Source organism: Allobosea sp. LC85, assembly GCF_000735605.1.
In the GTDB taxonomy this organism is placed as follows: domain Bacteria; phylum Pseudomonadota; class Alphaproteobacteria; order Rhizobiales; family Beijerinckiaceae; genus Allobosea.
This window is the reverse complement of sequence record NZ_JPKG01000063.1, coordinates 65,450-85,865: the sequence shown is the minus strand read 5'-3', so window position 1 is coordinate 85,865 and position 20,416 is coordinate 65,450. Positions and strand designations below refer to the sequence as shown.

The following is a 20,416-nucleotide window of genomic DNA, read 5'->3' as shown; positions in this document are numbered from 1 at the left end:
CGGCGCCCGAGGCTCACCCCTCGGCGCCGCGTTCCCACTTACCGCGGGGTGGAGCAGCCCGGTAGCTCGTCAGGCTCATAACCTGAAGGTCGTCAGTTCAAATCTGGCCCCCGCAACCAAACCTCCCAAGACGATCTCAAACCCCGCCTCCCCAGGACGCGGGGTGCGCCCGTTCCAGAACCAGAAGCGCCTGAGCGCCGGGCCCGACGCGCGGGATCGCCATGATCCAGCCGATCGGCCTGGACATGGCCCCAATGGACCACACCGGCGTCGCGCCATGACCCGCTACCGCTTCACCCGCAAGCGCGGGCGCGCCGCGTTCCAGTCCCGCGCGCGATTGATCAACGCGCGGACATGCTCGGGATCCGGGCCATTCTCGCGGACCAGGACCGCCGGCCACCCGACATAATGCGCAGTTTGCCAGTATGTGGCAGGCGCAAACTCCATCAGCATCGCGACTGTGTCGCGATCGATCGAGATGCAGAACGAACCGGCCTCGTGCCCAGGCGACAGAAAGGTGCGGCCGTTCACCTTGATCGCAGGCATACCGTAGCTCGTCGAAATCTCCGTGTCCGGAAGTGTCAGCGCATAAGCGACGGCCTCATCCCAGCTGAACGACATGCCATGGCTCCCTGCAGGATCCGCGGACAGGCTGGCCGTACCTCCGACCAGGTCCTCAGGTTGTCATGCCGCTTCGCTGCAATGCAGGCAACCTGACTCCCGTAGAAACAGTCTTGACTGTTTGTAAATGCGGTCACAGGCTCGCGCCCGGCTCAGAGTGGAGGAGCGCGGCTTGACCGTAACCGGCCGGAGGCGATCGCAGAAGGAACGCAGCGCGGAAACCTCGGCGCGGCTGATGCATGCGACGATCGACTTGATGCATGACCGCGGGCTCGCTCGCACGACCACACCCGAAATTGCCCGGGCTGCCGGCGTGTCGCGGGGCGCACTCACTCATCACTTTGCCGGGCGCGAGGCGATCATCACGGCGTCTGTCGCCGATCTGCTCGGGCGTTCATCGCGAAACCTGCATCGTTTCGCCGAAGCGTTTGCCGAGCGGGGCGGCTCCAGCGACGAGATCGTCGACTACATCTGGCAAATGATGTCGGACCGGCTGTTCTATGTGACCATGGAGTTCCTGCCGGAGGCACGTCACAATGACGAGTTCCGGGCTGATCTCGTACCCGTGGTGCGCGAATTCCATGCTGGCCTGGACGCGGTCTGGACTGCACTTGCGGCCCGCACCAAGGTCGATCCGGACCATACCCGCGTCGTGATGAACGCCACCATGTGCCTCGTGCGCGGCATGATCGCCCAGACCGTGCTGCGGAAGGACCCCGCCTACTTCGCCGAGATGCTGGACTTCTGGAAGCTCCAGGTCCGCCAGCACTTTCCGACCCAGTCCCCGCTTTCGCGGCAGGCCGTTGCAGGGGCACAGGTTACATGACGCCGCTCCTCACGGTCACCGACCTGAAGCTCGACTTCTACGGCGTGCATGTGCTTCGCGGCGTCGATCTCGCCGTGCCGGCCGGAAGCTTTACCGGCTTGATCGGTCCAAATGGCGCCGGCAAGTCGACCTTGTTCAATTCCGTTTCGGGCCTTTACCGCCCCAAGGGTGGCAGCGTCGCGCTGGGGTCGAAGGATGCCACGGGTCTGCCTCCGGAAGAACTCGTTGCCGCGGGCCTGGTGCGGACCTTTCAGCTGGCGCGGGGATTTCCCAAGCTCAGCGTCTTCCAGCATCTGATGCTCTATGGCGCGGATCAGCCCGGCGAAAATCTGCTCGCGGGGTTGTTCGGCTCCGCCGCCGCACGCCGCCGCGAAGCCGAACTGGCCGGGCGCGCCTTCGAGATTGCCCGTCGGCTGAAGCTCGACCACGTGCTGGATAATCCGGTCACGGCTCTGTCCGGCGGCCAGAAGAAACTGGTCGAGATCGGGCGGGCCCTGATGGCCAGGCCCAAGATCCTGCTGCTCGACGAGCCGATGGCCGGCGTCAATCCGAGCCTGGCCGACGAAATCGCCGAACATCTCGTCGGGCTCAACCGCGAAGGCCTGACGATTTGCCTGATCGAGCATGACATGGCGCTGATCAAGCGCCTCTGCCAACCGGTCGTCGTGATGGCCGAGGGCAAGACCCTGACCCAGGGCTCGTTCGAGGAGGTTGCCTCCGATATCCGGGTGCAGGAAGCCTATCTCGGGAGGCGGCATTGAGCGTTGCGCGGGGCACCGCCCTGCTCTCGGTCGAAGGTGTTGTCGCCGGCTATGGCGCCGCCGAAGAAATTCTCAAGGGCACGTCGCTCACGGTCGCGCCCAGCGAGATCGTTTCGATCATCGGGCCGAACGGAGCGGGTAAATCGACCTTGCTCAAGACCATCGCGGGGCTGGTTGCGGCACGCAAGGGCCAGATCAGCCTGAACGGCGCGGACGTCACGGCTGCGAACGCGCTTGGCCGGGCGCGGGCCGGCATCGGCTTCGTCCCGCAGGAACGCAATGTCTTTGGTGCGATGACGGTCGCCGAGAATCTGGAGATCAGCGGCTTCCAGGATCCAGGCGGGGTCAGGACACGCAGCGAGGAGATGTATCAGCGCTATCCGATGTTGGCCGAGAAGCGGCGTGCGTTGGCGCGGACGCTGTCGGGTGGACAGCGCCAGATCCTGGCGATGGCGATGGGGCTGATGAATGCGCCGAGCCTGCTGCTGCTCGATGAGCCGACAGCCGGGCTCTCGCCCAAGGCGGCCGATGAACTGTTCGAGGCGATCGTCGCCCTGAACAGGGGCGGCCTGCCGATCCTGATGGTCGAACAGCATGCGCTCGAGGCACTCGAAATCTCGACGCGAGGCTATGTGCTCGTTTCCGGCCGCAACAGCCGGGAGGGGGCGGGGCCTGCCCTCGCCGCCGACCCCGATATCCGCCGCCTCTTCCTGGGCGGCTGAAGCCGACGCCGACGCAGTTCAAGAAACACAAGACAAGGGGATCACCATGGCCGATTTCATGACGAACCGCCGGACGCTTCTGGCGGGCGCCGCCGCGCTTGCCGGCATCGGTGCGCTACCGAAGCTCGCGCTCGCCCAGGGTGCGCCGATCAGGATTGGCACCCTGACGCCGTTGACCGGTTCGGGCGGCCCCTATGGCCCGGTGATGGTCAAGGCGGTCAAGGCCGTCATCGATGAGGTGAATGCGGCAGGTGGCGTGCTCGGGCGCAAGATCGAGCTGATCTCGGAGGACGACCAGACCAATCCGGAAGCCGGCGTCCGTGCGGCGCGCAAGCTGATCGACGTCGACAAGGTCTCGGCCATTCTTGGCACCTGGGCCTCCTCGGTCACGACGGCGGTCGCACCGCTTTGCTGGGAATCGAAGACCTTCCTCGCGACCGTCTCCGGCGCGGATTCGATCACGCAGTTGCCGCATCAGGGCTATCTGATCCGCACGCAGCCCACCACCACGCTGCAGGGCCGCAAATTCGGAGAGTTCGTCATCGCCGAGAAGGCCAAGCGCGTCTTCTTCCTGTCGCCGCAGACGCCCTTCGCCAAGAGCCAGTTCGACAATATCACCGAGGCGGTGAAGAAGGGTGGCGGCGAGACGGCATCCCTGATCTATGACGACAAGAAGCCGGCCTACCGCACCGAGATCGACGAGGTGCTCCGCTTCAAGCCCGACGCGGTCGTGTTTGGCGGCTATACGCCCGACACCGCCGTGATGCTGAAGGACCTGTTCCGCGCCGGCTTCGGCGGCCTCAAGGTCGCCTTCGGCTATTCGGTGAACCAGAAGCTGGTCGACAGCGTTCCAGCCGATGTCGTCGACAAGACCTACACCATCTCGCCCTCGTCGGCGGAAGGCTCGAAGGCCTATGAGCGCCTGGTCAAGCTGATCGGCGTGCCTTCGCCCGATCCCTACACCACGCAGATCTATGACCAGATCAACCTGATTCTGATGGCGATCGCGCTTGCCGGCGATGCCTCCGGTACGGCGATCAAGGACTCGATCCGCAAGGTCAGCCAGGCGCCGGGTGGTGCCAAGATCGACAATGCCGTTGACGGTCTGAAGGCGATCGCAGCCAAGCAGCCTGTCGACTATGACGGCGCCAGCGGGCCGTGCGATTTCACCGAGACCGGCGACATCAGCGACTCGAAGTTCCGCTACGAGCAGGTCCAGGGCGGGAAGATCGTCCTCGCCAAGATCGCCTGATCCCGAAAGACCGCGCGTGACCCCTTTCCTGCAGGCGCTCATCAATGGGCTGATGACCGGGGCGCTGATTGCCGTCCCGGCCGTCGGCTTCTCGGCCATCTTCGCCGTGCTGCGCTATCCCAACTTCGCCATCGCGTCCTATGCCACCATTGGTGCCTTTGCCGCGTGGTGGGCGAATGCGGTGCTGGGACTGCCGATCATTCCGGCTCTCGTGATTGCGTTTGCAATCGCCGGAGCCGTCGGCGTGATCGCGGAGGAGAGCGCGCTCAGCCGCCTGCGCGGAAACGGGGCGCTCATCGTCGCCATCGCCTCGATCGCGCTCAATCTCGTGCTCGAGAACATCGTGCGGTTCTTCTTCGGCAACGACATGCGCGGCTACGATCTCCCGCTGATGCGCGACATGCGTTTCGGCGAGCTGCGGATTGGCCCGCAGCAGTTGCAGAGCCTCGCGCTTGCGGTCGTGATCATGGCCGCGATGTTTGCCTTCCTGCGCTATACGCGCTTCGGCAAGGCCATGCGCGCCGTCGCCGACAATCCCGATCTCGCCAGGCTGAAGGGCATCGATCCGGCCCGGATCGCGATCGTCACGGTCTTCCTGGGCGCGGGGCTCACCGGCGTCGGTGGCGTACTGATCGGCCTCGATACGTCGATCGACCCACTCACCGGCTATCGCGTGTTGCTGTCCGTCTTCGCCGCAGCGGTGCTCGGCGGGCTCGGCTCGATCCCTGGCGCCGTGGTCGGCGCGCTCGCGCTCGGCATCGCCGAGGAACTGGCGCTGATCGCCGTGCCCGCAACCTATCGCACGGCCGTCGGCTTCATCGCGATCCTGATCATGCTGACCTTCCGCCCACGTGGCATCCTGGGCGAGAGGGCAGTCTGATGTTGTCCTATGTCATCTTCACCCTGACCCTTTGCGGCATCTACGCGCTGCTCGCGCTCAGCCTGAACCTGATCTGGGGCGGTGTCGGTCTGGTCAATCTCGGGCTCGCCGGTTTCTTCGCGGTCGGAGCCTATGCCTCTGCGCTGGCGACCGGGGCAGGGGCGCCGGTGCTGTTCGGCTGGACCGCGGCGCTTGCGGTCGGCGCCGTGGTCGGGCTTGTGGTCACTTTCGCGACCTTGCGCCTGCGCGACGACTATCTCGCCATCGTCACGCTCGGCTTTGCCGAGGTGATACGGCTCGTCGCATTGAACGAGCGCTGGCTCACCAAGGGATCCGACGGCATTTCCGGGATCAAGGCGCCTCTCAAGGCCGAGCTCGGCCTCATGGGCTTCAACCTGTTCTATCTCGGCCTGGTCACGCTGATCGTGGCCGGCATCTGGCTGCTGCTGCGCCGGCTCGACGGCTCGCCCTACGGCCGGGCGATGAAGGCGATCCGTGAGGATCAGCAGCTCGCGGCCTTCGCCGGCAAGACAGTGCTGCGTTTCAAGCTCCAGGCCTTCGCGCTCTCTGCCGCCATCGCGGCGCTGGCCGGCGCGCTCTATGCGCATTTCCAGTCCTATGTTTCGCCTGACCATTTCCAGCCGCTGATCACGATCTACATCTTCCTGGCCGTGACGGCCGGCGGCGTCGGTCGTCCGAGCGGCGCGGTTGTGGGCGCCTATCTCGTCGTGATCTTCCTTGAGGCGACGCGCTTTGCCACCGAATGGGTGCCGGGTCTGCAGCCGGTCCAGGTCGCGGCCCTGCGCGAGATCCTGGTCGGGCTCGCGCTGATCCTCGTCCTGCACCTGCGCCCGCAGGGGCTCCTGCCCGAACGCATTCCACGGGCGCCCAAACCCATCCCTTCCAAAGCTTGAAGCCCGGAGCTCACGATGTCCGACGATCTTGCCGCCCTGTCGCGCCTGCTCGCAGAGCCCGGCCAGCCGGACACGCTGTTCAAGGCCTTCGAGGCTGCGACGAAGCGGCTCGTCGGGCATGAGCTCTTCACCCTGCTCTATGTCGATGGCGAGGAGGTCGCGCGGATCTATTCGAACCGCCCGACCGAATATCCCGTCTCGGGCCGCAAGACGATGGGGCCAACGCTCTGGGGCGACCATGTGCTGAAAGGGCGCAAGCCCTATCTCGGGCGCGACAAGGCCGGAATTCGCTGGGCCTTCTTCGATCACGAGCTGATCGAGAGCATGGGCCTCGGCTCGGTCATCAATGTTCCGGCGCTCTATGACGGCAAGGTCGTCGGCACGATCAATCTGCTCGCACCGGAAGGCTTCTATCGGGAGGAGCATGTGGCGCCCGTCGAGCGGCTCGCGCCCCTGCTGGTTCCCGCATTCCTCGCCGCTCGCGCAGCCGCGCGCGCCGCCTGACCGCACCCATCCGACTGGAGAAACGCCGTGGCTTCCACCCTCTTCACCAATGCCCGCATCGTCGACGGTACCGCGCCGGAGCGCGGTGCGCCCGTCTCAGTCCTGGTCGAGGGCGGGACGATCCGCGAGGTCGGCAAGACGGTTTCCGCCGGCAAGGCGAAGGTGATCGATCTGGCGGGCCGTAGCTTGATGCCCGGGCTGATCGACGCGCATGTGCATGTCATCGCCGGCGTCGCCGATCTCGGACGCAATGCGGCGCTGCCGGATTCCCTCGTGATGGTGCGCTCGCTGGTGATCATGCGCGAGATGCTGCTGCGCGGCTTCACCACGGTGCGTGACGTCGGCGGTGCCGATTTCGGGCTGAAGGTCGCGACCGAGGAAGGGCATTTTCCGACACCGCGCCTCGTCATCTCCGGCAAGGCGCTGAGCCAGACCGGCGGCCATGCCGATTTCCGCGGCCGCTATGACGATCGCGAGGCGGTGACGACCCGCCATCGGCTCGGCGCGCTCGGCCGCATCTGCGACGGTCTCGATCAGGTGCGCCGTGCTGCCCGCGAGGAGCTCAAGGGCGGAGCCGATTTCATCAAGATCATGGCCAATGGCGGCTGCGCCTCTCCGACCGATCCGATCCATTTCCTCGGCTACTCCGTGAGCGAGATCGAAGCGATCGTCGAGGAAGCCCGGATGGCCGGCACTTATGTCTCGGCCCATGTCTATACCGATGAGGCGATCCGCCGCTGCGTCGAGGCAGGCGTCCACTCGCTCGAACATTGCAACCTGATCAAGGCGGAAACAGCCAAGCTTGCCGCATCGAAGGGCGCCGTCGCCGTGCCGACCCTGGTGACCTATGACAAGCTCGCCAGCGAAGGCGCCAAGCTCGGCTTCCCGCCGGATTCAGTCGCGAAGGTCGAGAATGTCCGCGTCGCCGGCATGGACTCGCTCGCCATCATGAAGAAGGCTGGCCTGGCCATGGCCTATGGCAGCGATCTGCTCGGCGAGATGCATCGCCACCAGTCCGAGGAGTTCGTCATTCGCGGCCGTGCCCTGCCGGCGCATGAGGTAATCGGTGCAGCCACCCATGTCGCGGCAAAGCTGCTCGGGCTCGAAGGCAAGATCGGCACGGTCGCGCCAGGCGCCCATGCCGACCTGATCGTTGTCGACGGCGATCCACTGAAGGACCTGGCGTTGCTGACCCGTCAGGGGCGGCACATGCCGCTGATCATGAAGGGCGGCGCCTTTATGAAGCGCTCAAGCCTGAACTGAGTCCGCCTGCGGACAGAAGATCAAGCGGTTCCGGGACGATCGGAAAGTCCGGCCCCGGAACCCGGATCCCCAGTCGCACATCAAAGGCCCAGAGGGTTCGCATGGGCGCAGCCTGCGCGCTCAACCTTGGCTGCCCATTCGCCGTTGACTTCGCGGCTGAGGAGAGGAGGATGTTGTCCTGACGCGTCGCCAGGCAACAAAGGGGCGCCTCCGATGACAATCGCAAAGAAACTCCAAGCCTATATCGACGGCGAGGGCATCGCCTACGACACCGTCGCGCATCACCGTACCGCGACCAGCAGCCAGTCGGCGCAGGCCGCGCATGTCCCAGGCAGCAGACTGGCTAAATCCGTGGTGGTTCACCATGAGACCGGGTATGTCCTGGCAGTGGTTCCGAGCACACACCGGATCGAACTCTCCACTTTGCAGGATGTGATTCACCAAAGACTCGGGCTCGCCTCGGAGGATGAGGTGAGTTCGCTGTTCGCCGATTGCGACCTGGGCGCGGTCCCGCCGATCGGATCGGCCTATGACGTGCCGGTGATCCTCGATGAAAGCCTTCACGACGCCAGGGACGTCTATTTCGAGGGTGGCGACCACAGGACGCTGGTGCGTGTCAGCGGGCCTGACTTTTGCAACCTGATGAAGGATGCGCGGGTCGCCCGCTTCAGCCACCCGTCCTAGGCATCAAGATGCCTCGGGGCGACGGAGCCCCTAGATCGCCGTGCGTCCGTTTGGACGCAAGATGGGCGATCTATCTTTTTGTTTGAGCATCGGATTTTTCCGAAGACCGGATTCCACTTTTCGGTCCGATGCTCTAGCGATCGGCGCGCGCGACCACGGATCGGAACAGGACGTTCAGTCCGGGCTCCAGGTCCTCGCGCGTGCAGAGTTCCAGGTTGTTGTGGGTGATGCCGTTTTTGCACGGCGCGAAGATCATCGCCGCCGAGGCATGACGGGCGACGAAATAGGCGTCGTGCCCGGCCTGGCTCAGGATGTCCTGCGTCCGGTAGCCGAGCCCGAGCGAGACGGCGCGGATACCCTCGATCAGCTCGCCCGAGAATATCCGTCCGCCCCAGTTCCAGGTGTCGAGGATTTCGGCTGTGCAGCCGCCGCGTGCAGCCGCCTCGCCAATGGCGCGGCGCACACGCTCGGCCATGACCAGGGTGGTCTCGGCGTCGGGATGGCGGACGTCGCAAACGGCCTGCGCCCAGTCCGACAGGATGCCGGGCTTGTTCGGCCAGGCGACGAGCCGCGAACCCGTCGCCTTGCCGCCTGTGCCGGCGTAGTCCCAGCCGATATCGTCGACCGCAGTGAGCAGGCGCGCGCCGGCTACCAGCGCATTCTTGCGACGTTCCATCGGCCAGGGGCCGGTATGGGCGGTCTCGCCGCGGAACTCGACGAGCATGCCACAGCTGGGGTAGCCGCCGGTGACGACGCCGACCTGCATGCCGTCGCGGTCGAGGATCGGACCCTGTTCTATATGGAACTCGAAATAGGCGTCGAAGGTGTGCGGGCTTGGCTCCATCTCGCCGAGATAGCCGATGCGCTGCAGCTCCTGGCCGAGGGCGACACCGTCATCGTCGGTGCGGCCGCGGGCCCAGTCCAGCGTGTAGGTGCCGGTGAAGCAGCCGGAGCCGACCATGGGCGGGGAGAAGCGGCCGCCCTCCTCATTGGTCCAGTTCACGATCTCCAGCGGGCGACGCGTGCGGTGGCCAAGCGCATCGAGCGTGCGGCAGACCTCAAGTGCGCCGAGCACGCCGGCGATGCCGTCGAAGCGGCCGCCATTCACCTGCGTGTCGAGATGGCTTCCCATCACGACGGGAGGCAGCGTGTCGTCGCTTCCCTGGCGCCGGGCGAAGATATTGCCGATTCCGTCGATGCGGACGCTCAGGCCTGCCTGCCGGCACCACCCCACGAACTCGTCGCGGACCTGCTTGTCGGCGTCCGACAGGGCGAGCCGGGAGAGGCCGCCCGGCCGGCCGGTGCCGATCTCGCCCGATCGTTCGATTGTCGTCCAGAAGCGTTCGATGTCGATGCGGGCGGTGGCAGGCGGGCTCATGGCGAAGGTCTCTTGCGCAAGCTCGGTGAGCGATGTCGTGCGCAGGCGAATAGCCGTCACGACATCACAGGATGCACCAACTCTGAGTGGCGCGGCACCGTGCTGGCAAATGGATATTCGTCATGGCCTTGCCCGGCGCCGTGCATTGGTCATGGTTTCCGCCGGACCTGGATCATCGGACCGGATATCGCATCCCGCCCGATGATCCGGCCTACTGGCTTTCCCGAAAGCCGCAAACCGCTTTTCGGGCCGATGCTTTAGCGTTCCAGCCAGAGTGCCGTTCTGGGTGATAGCGACAGGCTGACCGGGGCCGCGACCTCATGCAGGTCACCACCCGACTGGAACGGCAAGTCGACCGAGACCTCGGTTTCGCCGATCGTGACGCCGTAGCGCATGCTTGAACCCAGGAACTCGCGATGCGCAATCTTGCCCGGTAAGGCGACTTGCCCGGCATGCGCGGCGCCGGCCGCGCCGAGAGTCGCGTGCTGGGGACGAAAGACCAGCTTGGCGCCGGTGGGGACGGCAACATCGCCCGGGATCGGCAGCTTCGCGCCGCCCTTGACCTCGAAGGCGCGTTCGGTGCCGCTGCCGATGACCTTGCCTTCGAGGATATTGGCCGTACCAAGGAAATTCGCGACGAAGAGATTGGCTGGACGCTCGTAGAGTTCCATCGGTGTGCCAACCTGCTGGACGATGCCCTCGTTCATCACCGCGATGCGGTCGCAGATCGTGTTGGCCTCCTCCTGGTCATGGGTGACAAAGATCGTCGTCAGGCCGAGGCGCTGCTGCAGGTCACGCAGCTCGCGGCGCACCTGCACACGCAGCTTGGCGTCGAGATTGGAAAGCGGCTCATCGAGCAGCAAGACTTTCGGTTCGACCGCGACAGTGCGCGCGACTGCGACGCGCTGCTGCTGGCCGCCGGAGAGCTGGGACGGGCGCCTGTCGCCGAGATGGCCGAGCCCGACCAGATCGAGGGCGACCCCGACGCGCCGCTCGATCTCGGCGCGGGCGACTCCGCGCTCCTCGAGACCGAAGGCGACGTTCTTGCGGACCGTCATATGCGGCCAGAGCGCATAGGACTGGAAGACCATGCCGACATCGCGCTTCCAGGGCGGCAGGGTGGAAATGTCCTGGCCGCCGATCCGGACCTGGCCGGTATCGGCCTGGTTGAAGCCGGCGATGAGCCGGAGCAGCGTGGTCTTGCCGCAGCCCGACGGCCCGAGAAAGGCGAAGAATTCCCCGGGACGGATCGCGAGGTTGACGTTCTTCAGCACGTGGTTGGTGCCGTAGGAGAGATTGATGCCCTCGATATCGACGGCGACGGCTTTGGTAGCGAGCGGTGCGATGGCGTTCATGATCAGTGGCCCATTCCCTTGGCCTTCTGGCTGCGTTCGATGATGAGATGGGAGAGGAAGGTGCAGGCCGCGACGAGGATGACCGCGACGACGCCGAGTGCCGCACCAGGCCCGCGTCCCGCGGCGGACTGCATGAAGACATAGAGCCCATAGGCCAGCGGCGCGTCGGAGTTGGACTGCACCAGCATCAGCGTGGCCGAGAGCTCGACCGCCGCGGTCGAGAAGCTGGTGACGAAGCCGGCGAGAATGCCACCCGCCATCAGCGGGACGAGGACGCGGCGCACTGTCCGGGATTTGGTGGCGCCGAGATTCTCCGCCGCCTCCTCGAGCGAGACCGAGATCTGCTGCAGGGCCGCGTGGCAGGCGCGCAGCGCATAGGGCAGGCGCCGGATCGCGAGCGCCAGCACGATGGTGATCCAGAGCGAGGCGAGCGGTGTGCCGTCCGGAAGGGTGATGCCGTAGAAGGTCCGGAGATAGCCGATGCCCAGCACGACGCCCGGGATCGCCAGCGCCGCTGATGCTGTCCAGTCGAGCCATTCGCGGCCGACCAGCTTCGTGCGCAGTACGAGATAGGCAATGGCGACACCGAGCACGATATCGATCCCGCCCGCGAGGCTGGCATAGATCAGCGTGTTCTTGATGTAGACGGAACTCTCACCGAAAACGCGGGCGTAATGAGCCACGGTGAAGGCGTCCGGCAGCGGTGAGTAGGACCAGATCGTCGCAAAGGAGAGCAGCAGCAGTCCCAGATGCGGCGCCAGGACCAGCGCCAGGATCAGGATGACGACGCCATAGCCGAAGATGGCCTCCGTCGGCGTCATCACGCGCTTGGCGAGCCCGCCCCCGCCGCGTTGGGTCGTGGCGTAGTCGCGGCCCTTCAGCGCCAGCGCCGACAGCCACATGGCAACGACGGAGGCGATGATCAGTACGACCGAGATGACGTAGCCCATCGGGTCGGCAATCCCGATCGAGGTCACGCGCAAATAGGCCTGCGGCGCCAGCATGTCCTTGACGTTGAGCAGGAGCGGCGTCGCCAGATCATCGAAAACCTTGACGAAGACCAGCGAGGCGCCGGCGAGATAGCCCGGCATGGCGAGCGGGAAGACGATGCGGCGGAAGAGGCGGAAGCCGGAGGAGCCGAGATTCTGCGCGGCCTCTTCCATGGCCCGGTCGATATTGCGCAGCGCCGCCGAGAGATTGATCAGGATGAACGGGAAATAATGGACCGACTGGACGAAGATGACGCCGTTCAGCCCTTCCATGAAGCCGATCTTGAAGCCGAACCAGTCATCCAGCAGCAGGTTGATCGAGCCGTTGCGGCCGAAGAAGAGCTGCATCGCGACCGCTCCGACGAAGGGCGGCATGATCAAGGGCAGGAAGCCGAGTGTCTGGACGATCGCGGCGCCGCGGAAGACGAAGCGCGTCGTCAGATAGGCCAGCGGCAGCGCGAAGACCGACGCCCAGACCACCGACATGGCCGAGACATAGACCGAGTTCCAGAACGAGCGGATGAACAGCTCGGTGCGGAAGAAGTCGTAGAAATTGATCAGCGTGAAGCTGTTCGTGCCCTTCTCGGTGAAGGCGACATAGATCACCGTTGCCACCGGCAGCACGAGGAAGAACAGCAGGAAGGCTGCAATGGCCAGCGCGAGCGCGATCTGGCCAGGCGTCGCCGACATGCGTTTGGGGCGCGAGAGCGCGGGGACGGCGGTCATGGGGAGTTCCCGAAAGCGGCTCGATCGATGAAGCCAGCACCATCATCCCAGGCGACCGCAGGGAGACCCGGGATCCATGCTCGAGCCTCCGCTGAGAGGTCGGCATGGAGCCCGGCTTCTCGCTCCGCTGTGGCCGGGGTGACGGCAGCGGCGACGGCTCAGCGCGTGAGCTTGAGGGCTTCCTCGGCCTTGGTCTTGGCCTTGGCGTAGTTCTCGCGGGCAGCATTGGCCCACTGGCTTTCGAGCTCCGCCTGCCTCGCGCCCTTCTCCTTGCCGCCGGTGAAGGCGCCGCGGAGTTCCGCGCTCGCAGCCTGCGCTTCCGTGACCGGCATGGCCGCGATCAGGTTGCGCGCCTCATCGGCCGCAGCCTTGGCCTGGGCGTTGGGCTTCTTCGCCAGCGTGGCGTCGACTTCGTGCAGCGACTTGGTGACGCCCTTCAGCGCATCGAGCTGGAAGGAGATCAGCTGGTCGAACAGGGTGTCGACGACAGCGGTCCGGGCTTCGGACTTGTCGACGTCGAAGCCGATCATCTTCTGGAAGCGCGGATCGGTGAAGGGGTTGGGGTAGTCGGCGCCGGCCTTGGCATAGACGGCCGGGTTGACCGGCAGGCGGCGGATGCCGGGATCGAGCAGGACCTCCTGGCCGGCCGGCGAGAGCAGGAACTCGACAAAGGCCTCGGCCGCCGCCTTGTTCGGCGGGTTCGCGATGATGCCGACATTGGCAGGCACGACGGTGGTCACGGTCGGATAGACGAACTTGACCGGGAAGCCGGAAGCCTGGGCCGAGAAGGCGAAGAAGTCGATGACGATGCCGACGCCGACCTGTCCGGAGTTCACCGCCTCGGGCACACCGAAGGAACGCTCCGTGATCGAGCGGAAATTGCCCGACATCTCCTTGATCGTGCGCCAGCCCTTCTCCCAGCCTTCGCCCTGAAGGATGGTCTCGACGGTCAGGTGCGTCGTGCCGGAGCGGGCCGGCGAGGCGATCGAGACATGGTCGTAGAAGGCCAGCTTGGCGAGATCCTGCCAGTCCTTCGGCTCCGGCAGTTTGTTGGCCTTGGCGTAGCGATCATTCCACATGATGCCGTAGCCCGATGCCGCGAAGCCGACATAGAAGCCCTGCGGATCATTGATCGGGTAGGAGCCGATCTTCTCGGGGATGCCGGTCGCCTTGGGCTTGTAGGGCGTCAGCAGCTTCTTGCCCTTCAGGACTTCGAAGGCGTCAGGAGCCGATGCCCAGAACAGATCGACCTGGTTGTTGGCCTTGGTCTCCTCGACATATTTCACACCGGCATTGGTGTTGCGGTTCTGAACCTCGAGCGTGACGCCCGGAACGGCCTTCTCGAAGGCCTTCTTGATCGGGTCTGTCACGTCCTTGGAGAAGGAGGTGACGACGGTGACCTTGCCGGCCGGAGCCTGGGCGAGGACGATGGTTGCGAATGACGTGCTGAGCGACAGGCCGAGGGCGGCCGCGAGTGCGACCCTGCGATTGACCATGATTTCCTCCAAGACAGTTTCTGCTCACCCGGCGTCGAGGCCGATGCACATCTGTCAGCAACGACGATGCCAACCGGCGTCGTGTTGATTTTGTTGAGGAAACCTCGGATTCAGCGCCCAGTTCGCGTTCCCTGCGGGTCGTTGCGGTAACCGCCGCATGGCCTGGATGGGTCAGGACGGTAACATCGCGGCGTCAGTCGGGGAGCCTTGCTGCGCCACTCAATTCGTAGCGGCGCATCTTGAGGTAAAGGGTCTTGCGGGTGATGCCGAGGGCGGCCGCTGTGACGCCGATTCGCCCGCCATGGCGTTTCAGCGCTGCACCGATCACCTCGGCTTCGGCGAGCGCGATCTGTTCTTCCAGCGTCCGTTCAGTGCTCGTTGGTCCGGTGGCTGTCTCGGCATCATCGAAATCCTCGTCCATCCCGAGCAGGCTGCGTTCGGCGGCGTTGCGCAGTTCGCGGACATTGCCGGGCCAATCCTGACGTGACAGACGCTGCAGCAGATCGCGGCCGAGCGGCGGGGCGGAACGTCCGATGCGGGCGGCGGCGAGCCCGAGAAAATGCTGGAACAGCAGCGGAATGTCCTCGCGCCGATCGCGCAAGGGCGGCAGGCGAAGCGTCACGACATTGAGGCGATAGACCAGGTCCTCGCGAAATCCGCCGGCCTTGGCCAATGCCGCGAGGTCCGCCTTTGTCGCCGCGACGATGCGAATATCGACCGCGATCTCGCGGTTTGAGCCGAGGCGTTCGATGCGGCGCTCCTGGAGGGCGCGCAGCAACCGGACCTGCGCGGCCATCGGCATCGACTCGATCTCGTCGAGGAAGAGGGTGCCTCCGCTGGCATGCTCGATCTTGCCGATGCGCCGTTCGCGCGCGCCCGTGAAGGCGCCTGCCTCATGGCCGAAAAGCTCGCTCTCGATCATCGTTTCGGGAATGGCCCCGCAGTTCACTGCGACGAAGCGACCGCTGCGGCGCTTGCCGAGATCGTGTAGCGCGCGGGCCGCGACCTCCTTGCCAGTCCCCGTTTCGCCGAACAGCAGCACGTCGGTATCGGCATCGGCCATGAGGGTGAGCCGCTGCCGCAAACGGACGATCGCCGGCGAGACGCCGACAAGCCGTGCGACCCATGGGTCCTCGGGTGTGGCTCCGGCACGCAGCAACCGGTTCTCGATGATCAGCCGGCGATAATCGCTCGCCCGGCGCACGGTCTCGGCGAGCAGCACGGGATCGGCCGGCTTCTCGACGAAATCCCAGGCGCCGTCGCGGATCGCCTTCACCGCCATGGGGATTTCGGCATGGCCGGTGACGAGTACGACCGGAATTTCGGGATCAATCGCCCGGACCGCCGCAAGCAGGCCAAAGCCGTCGCGGCCGGGCATCCGGACATCGCTGACCAGAACGACCGGGCTGTCGCGGGTCAGCAAGGGCAGCGCTGCGTCGGCCGAGCGCTTTGCCGCGACCTCGAAGCCTTCGAGCTCCAAGGTCAGCCGGCAGGCTTCGAGAACCTCGGCGTCGTCATCGACGAGAACAATTCTCGGCGCATTCATGCGTCAATTTCCATGGCAGCCATTGCACGGTTCGGCAGGGCTTCGAGCCTAATCAGAAAGCGTGTGCCGGCCGGACCGGAACTGGCGACGGCGAGCGTTCCGCCGAGATCCTTGATGATGTTGTAGGAGAGCGAGAGGCCGAGGCCGAGCCCCGAACCGACCGGCTTGGTCGTGAAGAACGGGTCGAAGATTCGCTCGAGATGCGCGCGGTCGATGCCGGGCCCGTTATCCTCGACCCAGATCTCGACCGTCTTGCCATGGTGGGATGCGCCGATCGCGAGCGTCGGATCGGGCCGGCCTGCGATGGCATCGAGGGCATTGGCGACGAGATTGACCAGGACCTGCTCCAACCGGATTTCCTCGGCACGGACATAGAGCCTTTCGCCTGGCATGTCCTGCTTCAGCGTCACCTGTCCCGCATCGAGGCGCGGACCGAAGAGCGACAGCGCCGTCTCGACCACATCGCCGACCTCGACGGGAGAGAGCGTGACGCCCGGCTTGCGGGCGAAACGCCGGAGATGGGCGATCAATTCGGCGGCGCGGGTTGTCAGCGCCTGGATGCGCATGATGGCATGCCGAGCTTCGTCTGGTCGCTCGCGCTCCAGCAGCAGCACGCCGTTATGGGCATGGGAGCGAATGGCTGCCAGCGGCTGGTTGAGTTCGTGGCTGAGGCCGGCTGCCATCTGGCCGAGTGCGGCGAGCTTGGCTGCCTGGATCAGGTCGTCGCGGGTCTGCCGGAAGACGGCGAGCGCCCGGGCTAGATCGCCGAGCTCGTCATTGCCGGCGTGGGGCAGAACAGCCGAGGATTGCCCGCTGGCGATGCTGGTTGCGGCTTCGGTGAGCACGCGGAGCCGCGCGACGAGATGGCGCCGGACATAGAACCAGCCGATCAGGAGGGCTCCGATCAGTGAGGCGGCGGCGATCGCCAGGAGCAGGTTGCGGCCGAGCCTGATCGCTGCGGCGGAACGCTCGGCGGCGGCCTTCGCGGTTGCTTCCGTTCTCTGAACCTCCTGGGAGACCAGGGTGCCGAGCTCGCTGACCAGCCGCCGGCTTTCCGTGATCAGGCGTTGAGCGTCGGCCTGGGCCGCCAGCTCGGAACGCTTGATGGCGAGCAGTCCGGTGCCGGCATCGGCAAGTCCGATCAATCGCTGGGCGATCTGCCTGACGGTTATCGTATCGGGCCAGCCGTTCAGTGCCCTGGCTTCGATTTCGAGCTGGTCGACCGCCTCGCCAATGACATGGCCGGTCTGCTCCATATCCTCGCGGGTGCGGACCACGCCGAGCCGCCCGTAGAGGCCGACGATCAGGTTCGCCTGGGCATTCAGCGTCATCAACGCCGCGCTCTTGCGGGTCTCCTCGCGAATGGCATTTGGCTTGGACGCGCTTGATGCTTCGGTTCCGGCTTGGCCGAGCGCGGTCTCGATATTGAAGCGGGCATCGTCGGTGAGCGGCTCGATTTCGTCGAGGAGATCGGCCTGGAGCCAGCGCAGTTCCTCGCCGATGGCGCGATTGCGCTCGCCAAGCGGAAAGCGCCGCTCCGAGACAGCGTCGATGGCTTTGAGATTGCTGCGGATCTCGGTCGCTACCGCGGCCAGGGCGGGCGAGGCGAGCCCTCCCTCGGCCCGCTCGGCAAGGACCCGGTCGAGCTCATCCAGCCGTTCCCCGACAAGCCGCCGGCTGCGCTCATAGCTGTCGCGCCGCTCGGCATTGGCGAGCTCGGGCATGCTGGCGATGACGCGCGCGCTGGCTTCGGCAAGCCTCGCCGATGAAGCAAGGCCCGGCAGATGATCGCGGGCGATGGCCGCCAGTTCCGTGCTCAGACGCTCATAGGAGATGACGCCGACGATGCCGGCGCCGACAGCGAACAGACCGACGCCGAGGAAGGCGGCGATCAGGCGCTCACCGATGCCGAAACGGCGGCCTCGCCACAGGCGCCTCATGGCAGCCCTCCGGCCAGCCCGTCATCCGCGCTGCTCCACCCTGCGGCGGCGAGCCGTTCGGCAACCTGCCGCAACCTGACGGCGGCGTCCGCGGCCTGGGCCGCGATCGCGCTGCGGATCTCGGCTTCGATACGCGACTGCGCCTCGGGAACGGCCAGTCCACGGGGTACACGCACAAGATCGCGAAAGCGTTCGGGCTGGCCGAGTTCCGAGGCGGGGACGGGCGGGCGTATCAGGGCCCTGCGTGTTTCAGTCAGCAGGCGGGCCGCCTGCTGGTCGGGATAGGCACGAAGCGCGGTTTCCATCCCCTGCAGGCTGCGCCAGAGCCGCGCATGCTCCGCGCGACGGAAGGTGATCCACTCGTCGAAGATGATGTTGACCAGTTCGTAGCGACCGGCTGACAGCCCGGCATCGAAACGTGTCCGGTTGAAGAGGCCGGACATGTCCGACAGATGCGGCGGCGCTTCGTCGGGACCATAGGCCGCCGGTGAGACCGCAAGCCGGCCGATCCGCGGTTCGCGCAGCAGTTTCTGGCCCTCGGGCGAGAGCACGAAGTCGATGAAGAGTTCGGCTTCCTTCGGATTGGGAGAGGTCGCCAGCCGTGCGATGCTCGCGGGCGCGAACAGTGTTTCCTCCGGCAGCAGGAAGCGGCTGGTCTCGCCCTCCGCGCCAGCGGTTTCCGCCAGGAAATCAATCGAGATGCCGATGCCGAAGCGGCCACGCGCGACACCGGCCGTCACGCCAAAACTGCGCGCCGTGATGGTGGCCAGATTGCCACCGATCTCGGACCAGAGCGCCCAGCCACGCTCCCAGCCGAGCGATTGCAGGAGGGCTTCGACCATCAGGTGCGTCGTGCCGGAACGGGCCGGCGAGGTCAGGCCGATATGGCCGGCATAGGCGGGGGCGGCAAGGTCGGCCCAGGTGCGCGGCACCGGCAGGCCGCGCACCGCGAGATAGGATGGGTTGTAGACCAGCCCGTAGCCCGAGACGGCAAAGCCGAGATAATGCCCATCTGGATCGTTGACGGGGTAACCCGCGATGGTCTCGGGCGCGCCGGTCGGGCGGGCCCGCAGCGGCGCCAGCAGCCTGGCCCGTTTCAGCAACTCGAAGGCGTCGGGGGCCGAGGCCCAGAACAGGTCGGTCTCCTGGCGCTGTTGCGTCCGAATGTCCGCGACGGCCGCGGTGGTCTTGCGCTGCACGACCTCGACCGTGATGTCCGGGTGTCGATTGCGAAAGGCGGCCCGGAAGGGCTCGAAGAAGGAGGGCGGGAACGAGGTGACGATCTGGACGCGGCGAGCCTCTGCCGGGCCGGCGGCAAGCCAGGCGAAGGCCGCAAGGGCAAGGCAGAGACGTCCCGCGCGTCGGATCATGAATCTGTCATATAGCCGGCAATCCGACCCGCATAGGTCGGCGGGTGGACCTTGGCCCTCGCCGACCCTAAACATCGCTCGTCGCAGCGAGGGGAGATGGGATTGAGCGGGACGAATCTGATCGAGAGCCTGGCGGGGCTGAAGGCCGGCTCCCAGTTTGCGGACGCCGTATCCGAGCGATCCGGAATCATGGAGATGAGCCAGGCCAGCCATGACGCAGTCCTGCTGCCGCGCGAGCCCGGCGGCCTGAGCCATGCCGAACGTGCCGCGCTGGCAGTGAGAATGGCCCGATGGAACGGAGATTCCGGGCTGGCCGCTCACTACCGGGAACTGCTCGGCCAGGCCGGCGAGACATCCGTGCTGGCGGCGATCGCATCGGGTGCAGCCCTCGAGCAGCTCGGCGCGGATGCGCGGCTGATCGCCATCACGCGTCATGTCGACATCCTGACGAAGACCGTCAAGGACGCAACGCGGGCGGATATCGCGGCGCTCAAGGCGGCAGGCATCGCGGAGCCCGACATCGTCCGGCTCGCCGAGCTTGCTGCCTTCGTCAATTACCAGGTCCGCGTCATTGCCGGCCTGCGGCTGCTGGAGGAGGTTCTGTGAGCGTCCCGGTCCACGATTTCACGGCAGAGGTGCCGCGCTGGTCGCCCTATATCACGCCGGTCACGCTCGAGGACGCGACGCCGGAGCAGCTCGATGCGCTGCAGATCACACCGTCGAACAAGAAGGTCTCGGCCTATGTCCTGACGCTCGCGCATGATCCCGAATCGCTGAAGGTGCGCTCGCCGCTCTTCAACGCGATCATGTATGGCAAGGGCGGGTTGTCCTCGGCCGAACGGGAGCTTGGCGCGGTCGGCGCCTCGATCGTCAATCGCTGCGTCTATTGCGCGGCGGTGCATGCTTCGCGCTTCAATCAATTGACGAAGCGGACGGATGTGATCGAAGCGATCTTCGCCGACGGCGTCGATGCCGAGCTCGAGGAACACCAGCAGGCGATCTTCGATTTCGCGGTCAGGCTCTCGAAGACGCCCTCCGAGGCGACACCGGCGGATATTGCCGCATTGCGCGATCTCGGGCTGTCGAAGCTCGAGATCCTCGACCTGATCCTCTCCGCCTCGATCTTCGGCTGGGCCAACCGGCTGATGCATACGCTCGGCGAACCGGTTCGCGACTGAGCCGTCCGCGC

General features: G+C 65.8%; 19 protein-coding genes and 1 tRNA gene. 12 read left to right on the top strand and 8 right to left on the bottom strand.

Translation table 11 applies throughout. The annotated features are described in order from the left end of the window. Positions 1-42: 42 nt before the first annotated feature. Positions 43-119 (top strand) — tRNA-Met (locus FG93_RS29585). Positions 120-285: 166 nt separating this feature from the next. Here the strand turns inward: FG93_RS29585 and FG93_RS29580 are convergent. Next, a complete protein-coding gene (locus FG93_RS29580) occupies positions 286-621 on the bottom strand; it encodes an MmcQ/YjbR family DNA-binding protein (RefSeq protein WP_043242186.1) in 336 nt (111 codons plus the stop codon). Between the two features lie 172 nt (positions 622-793). Between FG93_RS29580 and FG93_RS29575 the strand changes: the two genes are divergently transcribed. From FG93_RS29575 to FG93_RS29535, 9 genes are all read left to right on the top strand, one after another. Then, positions 794-1,447, top strand: coding sequence for a TetR/AcrR family transcriptional regulator (locus tag FG93_RS29575; protein WP_244448773.1), 654 nt, complete (start codon positions 794-796; stop codon positions 1,445-1,447). Further along, on the top strand, positions 1,444-2,208 hold the full coding sequence (locus FG93_RS29570) for an ABC transporter ATP-binding protein (RefSeq protein WP_043242184.1): 765 nt from the start codon (positions 1,444-1,446) through the stop codon (positions 2,206-2,208). The genes FG93_RS29575 and FG93_RS29570 overlap by 4 nt, the downstream gene beginning before the upstream one ends. Continuing rightward, the gene (locus FG93_RS29565) at positions 2,205-2,930 is read left to right on the top strand and encodes an ABC transporter ATP-binding protein (protein WP_244448772.1); all 726 of its coding nucleotides are present in this window, start codon (positions 2,205-2,207) and stop codon (positions 2,928-2,930) included. The genes FG93_RS29570 and FG93_RS29565 overlap by 4 nt, the downstream gene beginning before the upstream one ends. A 46-nt stretch (positions 2,931-2,976) precedes the next feature. Beyond that, complete coding sequence (locus FG93_RS29560; RefSeq protein ID WP_043242180.1) at positions 2,977-4,182, top strand: ABC transporter substrate-binding protein; 1,206 nt, start codon at positions 2,977-2,979, stop codon at positions 4,180-4,182. Between the two features lie 16 nt (positions 4,183-4,198). Beyond that, positions 4,199-5,062 carry a branched-chain amino acid ABC transporter permease gene (locus tag FG93_RS29555; RefSeq protein ID WP_043242178.1) on the top strand — a complete coding sequence of 288 codons (864 nt, stop codon included), beginning with the start codon at positions 4,199-4,201 and terminating at the stop codon, positions 5,060-5,062. Continuing rightward, positions 5,062-5,976, top strand: a complete 915-nt coding sequence (locus FG93_RS29550) for a branched-chain amino acid ABC transporter permease (RefSeq protein ID WP_043242175.1) — start codon at positions 5,062-5,064, stop codon at positions 5,974-5,976. The genes FG93_RS29555 and FG93_RS29550 overlap by 1 nt, the downstream gene beginning before the upstream one ends. A gap of 15 nt (positions 5,977-5,991) precedes the next feature. Beyond that, positions 5,992-6,480 (top strand): GAF domain-containing protein, encoded by a 489-nt coding sequence (locus FG93_RS29545; RefSeq protein ID WP_043242174.1) that lies wholly within the window; start codon positions 5,992-5,994, stop codon positions 6,478-6,480. A gap of 27 nt (positions 6,481-6,507) precedes the next feature. Continuing rightward, positions 6,508-7,743 carry an amidohydrolase family protein gene (locus FG93_RS29540; protein ID WP_043242170.1) on the top strand — a complete coding sequence of 412 codons (1,236 nt, stop codon included), beginning with the start codon at positions 6,508-6,510 and terminating at the stop codon, positions 7,741-7,743. Positions 7,744-7,956: 213 nt separating this feature from the next. After that, complete coding sequence (locus FG93_RS29535) at positions 7,957-8,427, top strand: aminoacyl-tRNA deacylase (protein ID WP_043242168.1); 471 nt, start codon at positions 7,957-7,959, stop codon at positions 8,425-8,427. A 133-nt stretch (positions 8,428-8,560) separates the two neighbouring features. Here the strand turns inward: FG93_RS29535 and FG93_RS29530 are convergent, their stop codons facing one another. The 7 genes from FG93_RS29530 to FG93_RS29500 all read right to left on the bottom strand — a co-directional run bounded on the left by FG93_RS29530 (position 8,561) and on the right by FG93_RS29500 (position 19,227). Next, positions 8,561-9,805: a Zn-dependent hydrolase gene (locus FG93_RS29530; protein ID WP_043242217.1), complete on the bottom strand. Its 1,245-nt coding sequence runs from the start codon at positions 9,803-9,805 to the stop codon at positions 8,561-8,563. 257 nt (positions 9,806-10,062) lie between these two features. Beyond that, positions 10,063-11,160 carry an ABC transporter ATP-binding protein gene (locus tag FG93_RS29525; protein WP_043242167.1) on the bottom strand — a complete coding sequence of 366 codons (1,098 nt, stop codon included), beginning with the start codon at positions 11,158-11,160 and terminating at the stop codon, positions 10,063-10,065. A gap of 2 nt (positions 11,161-11,162) precedes the next feature. Further along, complete coding sequence (locus FG93_RS29520; protein WP_043242165.1) at positions 11,163-12,875, bottom strand: iron ABC transporter permease; 1,713 nt, start codon at positions 12,873-12,875, stop codon at positions 11,163-11,165. Between the two features lie 158 nt (positions 12,876-13,033). Continuing rightward, positions 13,034-14,371, bottom strand: coding sequence for an ABC transporter substrate-binding protein (locus FG93_RS29515; RefSeq protein ID WP_043242216.1), 1,338 nt, complete (start codon positions 14,369-14,371; stop codon positions 13,034-13,036). 193 nt (positions 14,372-14,564) lie between these two features. Continuing rightward, positions 14,565-15,917 (bottom strand): sigma-54 dependent transcriptional regulator, encoded by a 1,353-nt coding sequence (locus FG93_RS29510; RefSeq protein ID WP_043242163.1) that lies wholly within the window; start codon positions 15,915-15,917, stop codon positions 14,565-14,567. Further along, a complete protein-coding gene (locus FG93_RS29505; protein ID WP_043242162.1) occupies positions 15,914-17,857 on the bottom strand; it encodes an ATP-binding protein in 1,944 nt (647 codons plus the stop codon). Before FG93_RS29505 ends, FG93_RS29510 begins: the two co-directional genes overlap by 4 nt. Then, entirely contained in the window at positions 17,854-19,227 is a 1,374-nt protein-coding gene (locus tag FG93_RS29500) for an ABC transporter substrate-binding protein (RefSeq protein WP_043242161.1), read from the bottom strand. The genes FG93_RS29505 and FG93_RS29500 overlap by 4 nt, the downstream gene beginning before the upstream one ends. A 102-nt stretch (positions 19,228-19,329) precedes the next feature. Between FG93_RS29500 and FG93_RS29495 the strand changes: the two genes are divergently transcribed. Together FG93_RS29495 and FG93_RS29490 are read left to right on the top strand one after the other, a co-directional pair. Further along, on the top strand, positions 19,330-19,833 hold the full coding sequence (locus FG93_RS29495) for a CMD domain-containing protein (protein ID WP_244448771.1): 504 nt from the start codon (positions 19,330-19,332) through the stop codon (positions 19,831-19,833). Then, positions 19,830-20,405: a peroxidase-related enzyme gene (locus tag FG93_RS29490; RefSeq protein ID WP_043242159.1), complete on the top strand. Its 576-nt coding sequence runs from the start codon at positions 19,830-19,832 to the stop codon at positions 20,403-20,405. The genes FG93_RS29495 and FG93_RS29490 overlap by 4 nt, the downstream gene beginning before the upstream one ends. The last annotated feature ends 11 nt before the right edge of the window (positions 20,406-20,416 follow it).